This window comes from Acinetobacter colistiniresistens (assembly GCF_000413935.1).
GTDB lineage: Bacteria > Pseudomonadota > Gammaproteobacteria > Pseudomonadales > Moraxellaceae > Acinetobacter > Acinetobacter colistiniresistens.
The window spans coordinates 324,857-338,218 of the sequence record NZ_KE340378.1 but is presented as its reverse complement, the minus strand read 5'-3'; the positions used below and the strand labels follow the sequence as shown (position 1 = coordinate 338,218).

Sequence of the window (13,362 nt, the reverse complement as noted above, 5' to 3'; positions counted from 1 at the left end):
TTTCAACCTATTACTTCGCTACCGCCACTGATTCACCATTTGATTTATAAACACGAGTTTTCGCGCCATCAATCACTTGGTAACCAATACGGTCAGCCTTTTGGGTTGTAGCATTAAAAATTGCCACGTTTGAAATATGAAGCGTAGCCTCTTGAGTAACGATGCCGCCTTCAGCGCCAGTTACACGGTTTGGCTTTTGATGCTTCTTCACTAAGTTAAGACCTTCGACCTTAACTCGATCTTCAGAAACAGACAAAACAACACCTTGTTTGCCTTTTTCTTTACCTGCGATCACAATTACTTGATCGCCTTTTTTAATCTTAGCCATGATTGCCTCTTATAGAACTTCAGGAGCCAATGAAATGATTTTCATGAACTGTTCAGTACGAAGTTCACGAGTCACTGGTCCGAAGATACGAGTAGCAATCGGAGCTTTGTTGTTGTTCAAAATAACAGCTGCGTTATCGTCGAAACGAATAACTGAACCGTCTGGACGACGGATGCCGAATTTTGTACGAACAACTACAGCATTCATCACGTCACCTTTTTTAACACGTGCGCGTGGGATTGCTTCTTTTACAGTAACTTTAATAATATCGCCAACTGAAGCATAACGACGGTGTGAACCACCAAGTACTTTAATACATTGTACGCGGCGTGCACCACTGTTGTCTGCTACGTCGAGCATACTTTCGGTTTGAATCATTGCCCTACTCCAAAACCGAGCATCACCGGTCGCAATTTCGAAAGGCTCAAAGAGTACTCGAAATTGTCCGATGATGCAACAAGAACGTCTAATTACTCAGCAGCAGCTTCAACTACTTCCACTAAAGTCCAAGCTTTAGTTTTAGAAATTGGGCGGCTTTCTTTGATGGTTACCAAGTCGCCTAATTTAGCAACATTGTTCTCATCATGAGCGTGTAATTTAGTTGAACGGCGGATTGATTTGCCATACAACGGGTGTTGAACGCGGCGTTCAATAAGCACAACAATAGACTTGTCCATTTTGTCGCTTACGACTTTGCCGGTTAACGTGCGGACTGTTTTTTCACTCATTGTCCGTTCCCCTGTTTTTCGGTAAGGAGTGTCTTGATACGAGCAATTGTCTTACGAGCAATTTGCACTTCATGCGATTTGCCTAGTTGACCAGTTGCTTTCGCCATACGAAGACGGAATTGGTTAAGCTGTTGCTCATCAAGCAAAGCTTTCAACTCTTCTACCGACTTTTCACGTAGATCTTTAGTTTTCATTACATCACCGTCCGAGTCACGATAGTGGTTTTAAACGGGAGTTTAGCAGCAGCTAAAGCAAAAGCTTCACGCGCTAACTCATCGCTAACACCTTCAATTTCGTACAGGATCTTACCTGGCTGGATCTGACAAACCCAGTATTCCACGCTACCCTTACCTTTACCCATACGAACTTCTAATGGTTTTTCGGTAATTGGTTTGTCTGGGAATACGCGGATGAAGATTTTACCACCACGTTTGATACGACGGCTAATGGTACGACGTGCAGCTTCAATCTGACGCGCAGTCATACGACCACGTTCAGTTGCTTTAATTGCAATCGAACCAAATGATACTGTACTACCACGATGCGCTAGACCAGTGTTACGGCCTTTGTGCACTTTACGGAATTTGGTACGTTTAGGTTGCAACATGGATTATTCTCCCTTGTCAGCAGCACGGTCACCGCGACGACCACGACGCTCTTGACCTTCACCACGACCACGACCGCGTTTAGCTGGACGCTCTTCAGCAGGAGCAGGGTTCATGACTTGTTTCATGCCACCTAAGATCTCGCCACGGAAAATCCAAACTTTAACACCGATCGTACCGTATGTTGTTTCTGCACGCATAGTAGCATAGTCGATGTCAGCACGAAGTGTATGCAAAGGTACACGACCTTCACGATACCACTCAGTACGAGCAATCTCTGCACCACCTAAACGGCCAGAAACTTCAACTTTGATACCTTTAGCGCCAGCACGCATCGTGTTTTGAACCGCACGCTTCATAGCACGACGGAACATAACACGCTTTTCTAATTGAGAAGCAATCGCTTCAGCAACTAAACGTGCGTCCAAGTCAGGACGATCAATTTCATTGATGCTAACTTGAGCTGGAACACCCATAATGTTGGTGAGTTCGCGCTGTAATTTCTCAATATCTTCGCCTTTTTTACCGATAACGATACCAGGACGAGCAGTGCTAATTGTTACTTTAGCAGCGCCAGTAGGACGTTCGATAAGAATGTTGCTGATCATCGCGTTTTTAAGTTTTTTGATTAAAAACTCACGAACTTGAAGATCTTTAAGCAAGTATTCAGCGTATTGCTTCGGATTCGCATACCAGTTAGCGTTATGGCGTTTCACAACACCTAGGCGGATACCGATTGGATGAACCTTCTGACCCATATCAAACCCCTACCTTAACGGTGATGTGACAAGTACGCTTAGTAATACGATCTGCACGGCCTTTAGCGCGTGGCATGATACGTTTAAGGCTCATGCCTTCATCAACGTAAATCGTACTTACTTTAAGGTCATCAACATCTAAGCTGTTGTTGTGTTCAGCATTCGCGATTGCAGATTCAAGTGCTTTTTTAACGAGCACAGCTGCTTTCTTGTTGCTGAAGTTTAAAATGTCTAGCGCTCGCGCAACCGACTTACCACGGATCAAATCAGCAACTAAACGTGCTTTTTGTGCCGAGATAGCGGCACCGCGTAATTTAGCAGTAACTTCCATCATAGCACCTATTAACGTTTAGACTTCTTATCAACACCGTGACCACGATAGGTACGAGTTGGCGCGAATTCACCCAATTTATGACCAACCATGTGTTCAGTAACAATTACTGGAACGTGGTTACGGCCATTGTGAACAGAAATTGTTAAACCAACAAAGTCTGGAAGGATCATTGAACGACGTGACCAAGTTTTGATCGGCTTACGGTTGTTAGCAGCTACAGCAGCTTCAACCTTAGCGAACAAATGCGCGTCGACGAATGGACCTTTTTTTAATGAACGAGGCATTATTCAGATTCCCTTACTTGACGCGACGGTCGCGAATAATCATCTTAGTCGTACGCTTATTGGTACGTGTCTTGTACCCTTTAGCTTTTTGACCCCATGGGCTTACAGGTTGAATACCTTTGCTACGCCCTTCACCACCACCATGCGGGTGATCTACTGGGTTCATCGCCATACCACGAACGGTAGGACGAACACCACGCCAGCGCGCAGCACCAGCTTTACCCAATGAACGAAGGTTGCTTTCTTGGTTAGAAACTTCACCAATAACAGCACGACATTCAACATGGACTTTACGCATTTCACCAGAACGTAAACGAACGATAGCGTAAGAACCATCACGACCCAACAACTGAACTGAAGTACCAGCAGAACGTGCTAATTGAGCACCTTTACCGATTTTAAGTTCAAGGTTATGAAGGGTAGAACCGATTGGCATGTTGCGAAGTGGCAAGCAGTTACCTGGACGAATTGGAGCATCGTTACCAGATTGAACTTTATCACCAGCACGTAAGCCTTTAGGTGCAATGATGTAACGACGTTCACCGTCAGCATATTTCAATAAAGCAATATGAGCTGTACGGTTAGGATCGTATTCGATGCGCTCTACAGTCGCTGGAATACCATCTTTGTTACGTTTAAAGTCAACAATACGGTAGTTTTGCTTATGACCACCACCCACGTGACGTGTAGTGATGTGACCATTGTTATTACGACCACCAGTACGTTTTTTAGCTTCTACCAACGGTGCATAAGGCGCGCCTTTGTGAAGATGGTCATGAACCACTTTCTCTACAAAGCGACGTCCTGGAGACGTTGGCTTACATTTTTGAATTGGCATAATTCTCGTCCTTATTCCGCTGCGTTTTCAGCGGTATCGCCCAAGTCAGCCATTTCTACATCTTGGCCAGCTTTCAGGGTGACGTATGCTTTTTTCACATCAGAACGACGTCCTAATGTTTTACCAAAGCGTTTTGTTTTACCTTTAGTGATCGTTGTATTGATTTTTACAACTTCAACACCGAAGAGTTGCTCAACTGCTTTTTTGATTTCAAGTTTGTTTGCATTTAATGCAACTTTGAACACTTGAACACCAGCAGTATCACCTAAAACTTGTGCTTTTTCTGAGAATACTGGTCCTAATAGGACTTGATAGATACGTTCGTTGTTCATCCGAGTTCTACCTCAATTTTCTTAGCAGCAGCTACAGACATTACAACTTTATCAAATGCGATCAAGCTAACAGGATCAATAGCAGTAGCATCAACCACATCAACGTGTGGAAGGTTGCGAGCTGCGAGATACAAGTTCTCATCTACAGCATCTGTAATGATCAATGCGCGAGTTGCATTCAAGTCTGTAAGTTTTGCAAGCAAGTCTTTAGTTTTTGGAGCTGCAACAGCAAACTCTTCAACTAATACAAGACGATCTTGGCGAACAAGTTCAGCTAAGATACATTGCATTGCACCGCGATACATCTTACGGTTTACTTTTTGAGACCAATCTTGTGGGCGAGCAGCAAAAGTTTTACCACCACCTACCCAGATTGGGCTACGAATAGAACCCGCACGAGCGCGACCAGTACCTTTTTGACGGAATGGCTTTTTACCACCGCCAGAAACATCTGCACGTGATTTGTGAGCACGAGTACCTTGACGACCACCAGCTAAGTAAGCTGTAACAACTTGGTGTACAAGAGCTTCGTTAAATTCACGTCCGAAAGCAACTTCAGACAATTCAACAGCAGAGCCGGAAACAGTTTTTAAATTCACAGTATTTCCCCTCAGGCCTTGATGGTAGGACGTACGATAACGTCACCGCCAGTTGAACCAGGAATAGCACCCTTAACAACTAAAACAGAACGTTCAGCGTCAATAGATACGATTTCAAGACCTTGAACTGTTACGCGTTCGTCACCTAAGTGACCAGCCATTTTCTTGCCTTTGAACACGCGACCAGGTGTCTGGTTTTGACCTGTAGAACCTAATACACGGTGAGATACAGAGTTACCATGAGTAGCATCTTGCGTACGGAAATTCCAACGCTTAACACCACCTTGGAAACCTTTACCTTTTGATTGACCAGTTACGTCAACAATTTGACCAACTGTGAACAAATCAACACCGATAGAAGCACCCACTTCACGGCCTTCAAGCTCAGCTTCAGTAACACGGAACTCTTTAACTAAACGACCAGCAGCAACACCCGCTTTCGCGAAGTGACCTTTCTGAGCGTTAGTTACGCGCGATTCGCGACGTTCACCAGTAGTTACTTGAATTGCTTGATAACCATCAGTTTCAAGTGTTTTGATTTGCGTAATGCGGTTTGGATCGACTTCGATAACTGTAACAGGTACAGATACACCAGCATCTGTAAAGACGCGAGTCATACCACATTTGCGACCGACTAAACCAATAGCCATGTGCATAAACCTCTAATAAAGCGGCCTAATTAACTTAAAAGTTAATCAACCGAAAGCCTTAACCCAAAGCGATCTGAACATCTACACCAGCAGCAAGATCTAACTTCATCAATGCATCAACAGTTTTATCTGTTGGTTGAACGATGTCGATCAAACGTTTATAAGTGCGGATTTCATACTGGTCACGAGCGTCTTTGTTGACGTGTGGTGAAGTAAGAACGTTGAAGCGTTCGATGCGAGTAGGCATCGGGATTGGACCACACACTTGTGCGCCAGTACGCTTAGCGGTTTCTACGATCTCTTGAGCAGATTGATCAATCAGACGATGATCAAAAGACTTCAAACGGATACGAATTCTCTGGTTAGACATACCAGTAAACTCCAAGCCAAATATATAAAGAATCACCCATGACGCACCTCACCTTTTTGGTAAGTGTCAAGGGCAGTGAAAATCACTATGGTCGTGATCGATGCCACGACTGTAATGCGTTGACTACTTTCTTCGTAGTGAACGCCCTCCATTTGAGGGTCGCCCATTATAACGATTGTTTAAGTCTTATGCAATTCCTCTTTTCATTTTTTAAGCATTTTCTCCATTCAAGCACTCACGACATAATCAATTGCCTGATTCAACAAACGATTGCCTTGCTCAAATTTATTTTTCAAAGTTCTTTTTAATTCAGACATTGGCTGTACATATGCACCATTAAAAACAGCCATCTCCTCTTCATTTTCAATTAACAATGCCAATGCATGAGGCGTCATTTCCGGATGAAATTGAAATCCCAATACATTCCGTCCAATTTGATACATTTGATTGCGACATACTTTATTCTCTGCCAGACGAATCCCACCTTTCGGGATTTCAAAGGTCTCACTATGCCATTGTAAAATATTCAACCGCTCCGGAATCTGAAAATAGTCGTCTGGCACATGCGAAGCACGCCCAACATCCATCCAGCCTAATTCCTGATGTGGATTACGGCCCACTGCCGCCCCCAAAGCATTGGCAATCAACTGCCCACCCAGGCATAGACCAATCGCAGGTTTTCCTGCTGCCAAATATCGGCGCAACCATCTCTTTTCCAGTCTCAACCAAGGATAATTTACCTCATCATTCACACTCATGGTTCCCCCCATAATAATCAGTAGATCAACCTCATCTACACGCGGCAGGGCTTCCAGCTCCAGTGGCAGATCAACGGGTAAGGCAAAAAATTCGGTTGCGGTAATTTTTGCTTGATGTGCTTTCAAATAGTCATAACAACTGCCAAAACCTTCGCCAGCAATGTGCTGAAAATAATGTACTCTTAAATGCGACTTCATGCGCTAAAACCTATTATCGTTAGAATGATGATTAGTCTTAGCAAAAATAAAGCCAGTTTTTAACGATTGCTTTAATCTGTAACGATTCAGCACAAAAGCAGCAAAGTACTAGTCGCCTGTCCGATTTTCTCTTAACCTAATTCATTATCTTGATTTGATTCTGCCCTATGACAACACACAATAAATCACAAACCCAGTTGATTCATGCACCTAGACAAGCCCCTCAATACATTGAAACCATTCAACCTCCCCTATTTCGTGCATCGACGATTATTTTTAAAAGCACAGCGCACCTTTTTGATCGTCATTGGACTGATGCTTATGACTATAGTTACGGCACCCATGGCACACCAACCACCTTTACTTTAGGAGACAATATTGCCCAAATTGAAGGCGGTCGCTATTGCCTGCTTGCACCGAGTGGTTTATCCGCGATTAATCTCGTGAATAGTGCACTTTTAACTTCGGGTGATGAGGTTTGGGTGGCAGACAATATCTATGGCCCTAATCTGGAACATTTAAACAACTTGCAAGACCGTTATGGCATCACGGTTAAAATATACAACCCTGTTGACGCTGACAGCTTTCAACCGACCGAAAAAGCCAAACTGATCTGGCTCGAAGCAGCAGGATCGGTCACACTCGAATTTCCCGATTTAAAAAACTTGGTCAAAAAAGCCCAACAAGCCAAGGTGCTCACCGCACTGGACAATACCTGGGGCGCTGGACTGGCATTTAATGCCTTTGATTTTTCAGATGAGCATCTATCCGTAGACATCACCGTGCATGCATTGACCAAATACCCAAGTGGCGGGGGGGATATCCTGATGGGCTCAGTCGTGACCCGTGACCAAGCACTACATCACAAACTGTTTCGCATGCATGCGATTCAAGGCATTGCAATTTCAGGGGATGATGCTGCACAGATTCAGCGCAGTCTGGCACATATGTCTTTACGTTATGAGCAACAAGCTCAGAATGCGCAGATCCTGCTTGATTGGCTCAAGCAACAACCTCAGTTCAGTCAGGTTTTACATCCGAGTTCACCAGATGCAGCAGGTCATTCATTCTGGAGCGAGATTTGTACTACAGGCAAAAGTGCAGGTTTGGTCAGTGTCATTTTCAAAGCTGAATATGATCTTGCTGCAATTCGAAAATTCTGTGACAACTTAAGACTATTTAAACTTGGGTTTAGTTGGGGCGGCCCTGTTAGTCTAGTCATGCTGTATGACCTCAAACAGATACGCACATTAGAGAATACACATTTACAACAAGGTTTATTGGTTCGCTTCTGTATAGGACTAGAACATCCAGAAGATTTAATTCAAGATATCCAAAACGCACTAAAACAGCTCGAATGAAATTAGAAACAGGTGAAGAATGAGTACACCAATCGTTATTGCTAAAAAAACCACAGATACGACACAAGATATTGTTTTGCATTCTAAATTTGCAAACCGACACGGCCTGATTGCGGGTGCCACAGGAACAGGTAAAACCGTCACACTCAAAGTCATGGCCGAAAGTTTTTCTCGTCTCGGTGTCCCTGTTTTTCTTGCTGACGCCAAAGGCGATGTATCTAGTCTTGCCAAAGCAGGCAGCAGTAATCCCAAGTTTGATGAGCGCTTAAAAAGCCTGCAGATAGAATCCATTCCTTTTGCCGCTGCGCCTGTCATTTTTTGGGATTTATTTGGTCAGCAAGGTCATCCGATTCGCACCACCATTTCAGAAATCGGCCCTCTCCTTTTGGCACAAATGCTGAATCTGAATGACACCCAAGAAGGTGTGCTTTCAGCTGTATTTCGAATTGCCGATGATCAAGGTCTACTGCTGATTGACTTCAAAGACCTTAAATCCATGCTGAGTTACGTCAGTGAAAACGCCTCTGAGCTTAAAGCAGAATATGGCAACCTCTCTCCTGCCAGTTTGGGTGCAATCCAACGTAATTTACTGGCTTTAGGCGATCAAGGTGGTGAACAGTTCTTTGGCGAGCCAAGCCTGAATATCCTCGATTTCATTCAAACCGATACCAATGGTCATGGCTATATCAACATTCTCGCTGCTGATAAGTTGATGAATACCCCTAAGCTGTATGCCACGTTCCTATTGTGGATGATGTCGGAACTGTTTGAGCAACTCCCTGAAGTCGGCGATATGGACAAACCGAAGTTAGTGTTCTTCTTTGATGAAGCCCATTTATTGTTTGATAATGCCAGCCCAGCCTTACAGCAAAAGATTGAACAAGTGGTCCGCCTGATCCGTTCTAAAGGTGTAGGGATTTATTTTATCACCCAGAATCCGCTGGATTTGCCAGAAAGCGTTTTAGGACAATTGGGGAATCGCGTACAACATGCCTTACGCGCCTTCACCCCAAAAGATCAAAAAGCAGTCAAAACTGCAGCGGATACTTTCCGCGCCAATCCAGAGTTTAAAGTTGATCAAGCGATTACCGAACTCGCAGTCGGTGAAGCCTTGATTAGCTGCCTCGATGAACAAGGAACACCACAAATCGTGGAACGCGGCTGGGTCATGCCCCCTTACTCTTCATTTACGCCAATTACTCCAGAAGAACGCCAAGTGATTATTGGGCAAAGTATTGTCGCAGGGGTCTATGATCAAGCAGTAGATCGAGACAGTGCCTATGAAATGCTGCAAAAGAAAGTACTGCAACAGTCTCAACAACAAGAGGCCGACGCATTAGCCAAACAGCAAAGTAAAGAACAGGATGCTTTGGCCAAGCAACAAGCCAAAGAACAAGAACGTTTTGCGCGCGAGCAACAAAAAGCTGCTGAAAAATCCCAACGTGATCGTGAAAAGCTCACTCAAGATATCGTCGGAACTTTCGCCAAAAGCGCTGCACGCAGCCTAGGTGGCACTACAGGACAAAAAATTGTCCGTGGCTTACTCGGCTCTTTATTTGGCAAATAAAAAACCTTATATCTGATTAAAAATTAAGGGATAATTTATTATCCCTTAATTTTTTTATGGCTTTTGTTTAAATATGCATTGCAAATACATCTTATAAGATGTATTTTAAATACATCTTATAAACAATCGCCAAGAGAGATCACCCATGACTCCACAGCAAATTGACCTTGTAAAAGCCACTGTTCCTGTTCTACGTGAAAATGGTGTTGCGCTGACTGGATACTTTTATAACCGTATGTTAGGCAATCATCCCGAATTAAAAGAAACCTTTAATATGGGTCATCAGCGTAGCGGTGCTCAAGCACAGGCATTGGCTGGCGCAGTGTTGGCTTATGCTGAAAATATCGAAGACCCTTCGGTACTATTGCCTGTGGTTGAAATGATTGCACATAAACATGTGAGCTTGAATATTCAAGCTCCCGATTACAGCATTGTCGGTGAAAACCTGCTGCATTCAATCAGTGAAGTACTGAGCATCTCGATGGAAGATCCATTGATCGCAGCTTGGGCTGCTGCCTACGGCCAATTGGCAGATTTATTTATCAGCACTGAAAAAGCGATTTATGATCAACACCAACAAGCGAAAGGCAGTTGGTTAGGCTGGCGTAATTTCAAGATTGCCAAAAAAGTCATAGAAAGCGATGAAATCACCTCTTTCTATTTAGCACCTGTCGATGGCGGCGCATTACCGCACTACGAAGCAGGCCAATATATTTCAGTTCGCGTGTTTGTCCCTGAATTAAACTTAAGACAACCGCGTCAGTACACGCTATCAACCAGCCCACAAGCGGATTATTTACGTATCTCGGTGAAACGTGAAGATGAAAAAGGTGAGCTTGCAGGGGGCTGGGTATCCAGCACTTTACACAGTTTAGCTGAAGGTTCAGAGATTGAAGTGTCTGCACCCACAGGTAACTTCTATCTGATTGACAGTACTAAACGCAATGTCTTTATCAGTGGCGGTGTGGGCCTTACCCCAATGATTGCCATGCTGAATCAGTTGGTGACTCTGGATCTACCACAACCCGTTAACTTCATTCACGCCTGTCGTAGCAGCCAAGTGCATGCGATGAAGAAACACATTGAAGAGGTTAAAACCAAATACCCTCGTTTAAGTACCTTCACGGCCTATGAATTCCCACATGCAGAAGATGTACTGGGGCAAGATTATGATGCTGCTGGCCGGCTTGATTTAAGCACGATAGATGCAGCCTTATTACCAAGCAATGCCGACTATTATTTATGTGGCCCAATGCCATTTATGGCAGCACAACATCAGGCACTGGTTGCACGAGGTATTCCTGCTGCCAATATTCACAGTGAAGCCTTTGGCACCGGTGGTGTGAAGCTCAGCTAATTCACGCGACGTTTTGCAGAGGGCTCGTCTATGTTAGACTGGCCCTTTCTATTTTTAGCAATCAATTGAGTGAAATCCCATGCAACTCAATAAATTTACTGATTATGCTCTCAGGATTCTGATGTATGTCGCTCGCCCAAGTGATGTACCGTACACGATTGCAGATATCGCTGAAGATTTGCATGTGTCGCAAAATCACTTGGTGAAAGTGGTGCACTTCATGGGGAAACAACACTGGATTGTCACCATTCGTGGTAAAGGCGGTGGTTTACGGTTAAACCCTGAAGCCAAGAGCTTGAAGCTCGGTGAAATTGTTCGAACCCTACAAGGTAACCATCACATCGTTGAGTGCAATACCCCTCCCTGTGTCCTTCGTGCCAACTGCGGGCTGAAAGGTATTTTAGATCAGGCACTTGAATGTTTTTATCAAAGTCTTGATCAATATACGCTCGGCGAAGTGGTACAACACGGTATTCTACCCTCTTCAACCCGCTCAAATATCGACTTTTTAGAACTGATTCAAAAAGCTTAAACCGTCTATGCAGATGAGGATTCGCACGAATGCCTCACATCCTTTATAATGGTCGTTGCTATTTCTATTCAAAAGTAAGCTTCTATGCGTCGCAGTGAAAAATCGAAAGACACCAAAGCCAAACTCGCACCTAAACAAAAAATCAGTTATGAAAAAAAGGCTGATCCTGCGTTAACTGAATATGCAGTTCAGTCTTTAACGTGGTTACGCCAAGCTGAATTTTTGATGAGTGCGCCGAAACTGGCTTTGTGCGTAGAAGATACGGGTTATGAAATCGCCTTCGCTGGTCGTTCCAATGCAGGTAAATCAAGTGCGATCAATACTTTAACCAATCAAAAGCAATTGGCACGCGCCTCTAAAAAACCTGGTCGTACCCAAATGATCAACTTTTTTAGTTTAGGCAATCCTGATCAGCGCTTGGTCGACTTACCAGGTTATGGCTATGCCGCAGTTCCTGAGGCCATGAAAATTGTTTGGCAGAAAGAACTTGAAAATTATTTAATTCATCGTAAGAGCTTACAAGGCTTGGTGCTGTTAATGGATATCCGTCATCCATTACAACACTTTGACTTGATGATGCTGGAATGGGCACATTCACGTCATTTATTTGTGCATATCCTGCTCACCAAAGCGGATAAGCTGAACCGTGGCCCAGCCAATAAAGTCTTGCTCGAAGTGAAACAACAATTGAAAAAGATGAAACTGGATTTCTCCATTCAACTATTCTCTTCGCTCAATCGTATCGGCTTAGAAGAGCTGGCAAGTGTGATGGCAGGTCGCTTGAATTTCACCCTTGATCAACCAGCTGAATTTAACCTTGATCAGATCCCAGAAGCTTCAGAAACTGATCTAGAAGAGTAAAAAATGCATTTCATGCAACTTGATGCATAAAATAATTTTTAATTGTCCCGAATTGCTAAACACAAACACTAGGTAGTTTTCATATACTGCTTAGTGTTGGTTCATTGCACTATCGATTAGGACTAAACAACAATGAAATTACTATCATTTGTGAAGAACAAAGTTCTTGGTTCTTCGATTGACTATAAAATCCTCCCACGCAAAGTAAAATTTGACTGGGAAAATACACCAGTGGATTGGATTCCTAACCAGCCTTTTGCCAGCTATTTTATTAATGAAATTAACAATATCTTACCTGCCGGTGAATTTTGGTTTTGTCGTTTATATAACAAAGTCCTCCCTGAAATTACTGATGAAAAATTAAAGCAAGATGTCCAAGCCTTTATTCGTCAGGAAGCAATGCATGCGGTTGCGCATACTTCAGCCAATAAAGAATATCTCAGTAAACGTAATATCGATATTCAGCGTAATCTCGACATCATGGACTTTCTGTTTACCAAAGTATTAGCTGACAAGCCCTTTGATAAAGAGATTCCAAAAGCTTTAGAGCATCAATGGGATTTATTCCGCCTAGGTGTGATTGCAACTGTTGAGCATATGACTTGTGTATTAGGCAAATATGCGTTGTATAACAAACGCTGGCAAGAACTTGGCGCAGATCCTGAAATGATCGATCTGATTAAATGGCATGGCTCTGAAGAAATTGAACACCGTACCGTTGCATTTGACCTCTATCGTCATTTGGGTGGTGGTTATATCGCACGTTACTACATGAGTGTTGCGGTCATTATTGGTGTACTTGGCCTCTGGGTCGATGGTGCAGCACATATCATGAGCCAAGATCCGCGCTTTGCAGCGAAAAAGCCAAGTGAACCGTACCGGGTTTGTCGGAGAGTCAATAT

General features: G+C 43.6%; 18 protein-coding genes and 2 pseudogenes. 6 read left to right on the top strand and 14 right to left on the bottom strand.

Annotated elements, in window-relative coordinates:
* Positions 1–10: 10 nt before the first annotated feature.
* The 14 genes and pseudogenes from rplX to F907_RS13825 form a co-directional block, all read right to left on the bottom strand.
* Positions 11–328 carry a 50S ribosomal protein L24 gene (gene rplX, locus F907_RS13760; protein ID WP_004641054.1) on the bottom strand — a complete coding sequence of 106 codons (318 nt, stop codon included), beginning with the start codon at positions 326–328 and terminating at the stop codon, positions 11–13.
* Positions 329–337: 9 nt separating this feature from the next.
* Positions 338–706 carry a 50S ribosomal protein L14 gene (gene rplN, locus F907_RS13765; RefSeq protein ID WP_004657680.1) on the bottom strand — a complete coding sequence of 123 codons (369 nt, stop codon included), beginning with the start codon at positions 704–706 and terminating at the stop codon, positions 338–340.
* Positions 707–798: 92 nt separating this feature from the next.
* Positions 799–1,056: a 30S ribosomal protein S17 gene (rpsQ, locus tag F907_RS13770; protein ID WP_004657679.1), complete on the bottom strand. Its 258-nt coding sequence runs from the start codon at positions 1,054–1,056 to the stop codon at positions 799–801.
* On the bottom strand, positions 1,053–1,250 hold the full coding sequence (gene rpmC, locus F907_RS13775) for a 50S ribosomal protein L29 (protein ID WP_000849927.1): 198 nt from the start codon (positions 1,248–1,250) through the stop codon (positions 1,053–1,055). The genes rpsQ and rpmC overlap by 4 nt, the downstream gene beginning before the upstream one ends.
* Positions 1,250–1,663, bottom strand: coding sequence for a 50S ribosomal protein L16 (gene rplP / locus F907_RS13780; RefSeq protein WP_004657678.1), 414 nt, complete (start codon positions 1,661–1,663; stop codon positions 1,250–1,252). Before rplP ends, rpmC begins: the two co-directional genes overlap by 1 nt.
* Positions 1,603–2,419: pseudogene (rpsC, locus tag F907_RS13785) on the bottom strand (30S ribosomal protein S3). Before rpsC ends, rplP begins: the two are co-directional and overlap by 61 nt.
* 1 nt (position 2,420) lies before the next feature.
* Positions 2,421–2,750, bottom strand: coding sequence for a 50S ribosomal protein L22 (gene rplV, locus F907_RS13790; RefSeq protein WP_005238559.1), 330 nt, complete (start codon positions 2,748–2,750; stop codon positions 2,421–2,423).
* 11 nt (positions 2,751–2,761) lie between these two features.
* Positions 2,762–3,037, bottom strand: a complete 276-nt coding sequence (gene rpsS, locus F907_RS13795) for a 30S ribosomal protein S19 (protein ID WP_004775885.1) — start codon at positions 3,035–3,037, stop codon at positions 2,762–2,764.
* 13 nt (positions 3,038–3,050) lie between these two features.
* Positions 3,051–3,875, bottom strand: coding sequence for a 50S ribosomal protein L2 (gene rplB / locus F907_RS13800; protein WP_004657675.1), 825 nt, complete (start codon positions 3,873–3,875; stop codon positions 3,051–3,053).
* Positions 3,876–3,886: 11 nt separating this feature from the next.
* The gene (rplW, locus tag F907_RS13805) at positions 3,887–4,207 is read right to left on the bottom strand and encodes a 50S ribosomal protein L23 (protein ID WP_004641070.1); all 321 of its coding nucleotides are present in this window, start codon (positions 4,205–4,207) and stop codon (positions 3,887–3,889) included.
* Positions 4,204–4,806 carry a 50S ribosomal protein L4 gene (rplD, locus tag F907_RS13810; protein WP_004804113.1) on the bottom strand — a complete coding sequence of 201 codons (603 nt, stop codon included), beginning with the start codon at positions 4,804–4,806 and terminating at the stop codon, positions 4,204–4,206. Before rplD ends, rplW begins: the two co-directional genes overlap by 4 nt.
* Before the next feature lie 11 nt (positions 4,807–4,817).
* Positions 4,818–5,456: a 50S ribosomal protein L3 gene (gene rplC / locus F907_RS13815; protein WP_004657674.1), complete on the bottom strand. Its 639-nt coding sequence runs from the start codon at positions 5,454–5,456 to the stop codon at positions 4,818–4,820.
* A 58-nt stretch (positions 5,457–5,514) separates the two neighbouring features.
* Positions 5,515–5,826, bottom strand: a complete 312-nt coding sequence (rpsJ, locus tag F907_RS13820; RefSeq protein ID WP_000070912.1) for a 30S ribosomal protein S10 — start codon at positions 5,824–5,826, stop codon at positions 5,515–5,517.
* A 227-nt stretch (positions 5,827–6,053) separates the two neighbouring features.
* Entirely contained in the window at positions 6,054–6,782 is a 729-nt protein-coding gene (locus tag F907_RS13825) for a type 1 glutamine amidotransferase (protein ID WP_016651520.1), read from the bottom strand.
* Positions 6,783–6,949: 167 nt separating this feature from the next.
* Between F907_RS13825 and F907_RS13830 the strand changes: the two genes are divergently transcribed.
* From F907_RS13830 to F907_RS13855, 6 genes and pseudogenes are all read left to right on the top strand, one after another.
* Complete coding sequence (locus F907_RS13830) at positions 6,950–8,143, top strand: PLP-dependent transferase (RefSeq protein WP_016651519.1); 1,194 nt, start codon at positions 6,950–6,952, stop codon at positions 8,141–8,143.
* 19 nt (positions 8,144–8,162) lie between these two features.
* Positions 8,163–9,710 (top strand): helicase HerA-like domain-containing protein, encoded by a 1,548-nt coding sequence (locus tag F907_RS13835; RefSeq protein ID WP_016651518.1) that lies wholly within the window; start codon positions 8,163–8,165, stop codon positions 9,708–9,710.
* 145 nt (positions 9,711–9,855) lie between these two features.
* On the top strand, positions 9,856–11,067 hold the full coding sequence (gene hmpA / locus F907_RS13840) for an NO-inducible flavohemoprotein (RefSeq protein WP_016651517.1): 1,212 nt from the start codon (positions 9,856–9,858) through the stop codon (positions 11,065–11,067).
* Between the two features lie 79 nt (positions 11,068–11,146).
* Positions 11,147–11,599 carry an RrF2 family transcriptional regulator gene (locus F907_RS13845; RefSeq protein WP_016651516.1) on the top strand — a complete coding sequence of 151 codons (453 nt, stop codon included), beginning with the start codon at positions 11,147–11,149 and terminating at the stop codon, positions 11,597–11,599.
* Positions 11,600–11,683: 84 nt separating this feature from the next.
* Positions 11,684–12,460 (top strand): ribosome biogenesis GTP-binding protein YihA/YsxC, encoded by a 777-nt coding sequence (yihA, locus tag F907_RS13850; RefSeq protein WP_005276064.1) that lies wholly within the window; start codon positions 11,684–11,686, stop codon positions 12,458–12,460.
* Positions 12,461–12,592: 132 nt separating this feature from the next.
* Positions 12,593–13,360, top strand: a pseudogene (locus tag F907_RS13855) (metal-dependent hydrolase); the annotation flags it as partial.
* Positions 13,361–13,362: the final 2 nt, after the last annotated feature.

What these genes read in the sequence shown, in the direction of transcription:
- rplX (WP_004641054.1), bottom strand. Translation starts at nt 328, where the DNA reads ATGGCTAAGATTAAAAAAGGCGATCAAGTAATTGTGATCGCAGGTAAA.
- rplN (WP_004657680.1), bottom strand. Translation starts at nt 706, where the DNA reads ATGATTCAAACCGAAAGTATGCTCGACGTAGCAGACAACAGTGGTGCA.
- rpsQ (WP_004657679.1), bottom strand. Translation starts at nt 1,056, where the DNA reads ATGAGTGAAAAAACAGTCCGCACGTTAACCGGCAAAGTCGTAAGCGAC.
- rpmC (WP_000849927.1), bottom strand. Translation starts at nt 1,250, where the DNA reads ATGAAAACTAAAGATCTACGTGAAAAGTCGGTAGAAGAGTTGAAAGCT.
- rplP (WP_004657678.1), bottom strand. Translation starts at nt 1,663, where the DNA reads ATGTTGCAACCTAAACGTACCAAATTCCGTAAAGTGCACAAAGGCCGT.
- rplV (WP_005238559.1), bottom strand. Translation starts at nt 2,750, where the DNA reads ATGGAAGTTACTGCTAAATTACGCGGTGCCGCTATCTCGGCACAAAAA.
- rpsS (WP_004775885.1), bottom strand. Translation starts at nt 3,037, where the DNA reads ATGCCTCGTTCATTAAAAAAAGGTCCATTCGTCGACGCGCATTTGTTC.
- rplB (WP_004657675.1), bottom strand. Translation starts at nt 3,875, where the DNA reads ATGCCAATTCAAAAATGTAAGCCAACGTCTCCAGGACGTCGCTTTGTA.
- rplW (WP_004641070.1), bottom strand. Translation starts at nt 4,207, where the DNA reads ATGAACAACGAACGTATCTATCAAGTCCTATTAGGACCAGTATTCTCA.
- rplC (WP_004657674.1), bottom strand. Translation starts at nt 5,456, where the DNA reads ATGGCTATTGGTTTAGTCGGTCGCAAATGTGGTATGACTCGCGTCTTT.
- rpsJ (WP_000070912.1), bottom strand. Translation starts at nt 5,826, where the DNA reads ATGTCTAACCAGAGAATTCGTATCCGTTTGAAGTCTTTTGATCATCGT.
- F907_RS13825 (WP_016651520.1), bottom strand. Translation starts at nt 6,782, where the DNA reads ATGAAGTCGCATTTAAGAGTACATTATTTTCAGCACATTGCTGGCGAA.
- F907_RS13830 (WP_016651519.1), top strand. Translation starts at nt 6,950, where the DNA reads ATGACAACACACAATAAATCACAAACCCAGTTGATTCATGCACCTAGA.
- F907_RS13835 (WP_016651518.1), top strand. Translation starts at nt 8,163, where the DNA reads ATGAGTACACCAATCGTTATTGCTAAAAAAACCACAGATACGACACAA.
- hmpA (WP_016651517.1), top strand. Translation starts at nt 9,856, where the DNA reads ATGACTCCACAGCAAATTGACCTTGTAAAAGCCACTGTTCCTGTTCTA.
- F907_RS13845 (WP_016651516.1), top strand. Translation starts at nt 11,147, where the DNA reads ATGCAACTCAATAAATTTACTGATTATGCTCTCAGGATTCTGATGTAT.
- yihA (WP_005276064.1), top strand. Translation starts at nt 11,684, where the DNA reads ATGCGTCGCAGTGAAAAATCGAAAGACACCAAAGCCAAACTCGCACCT.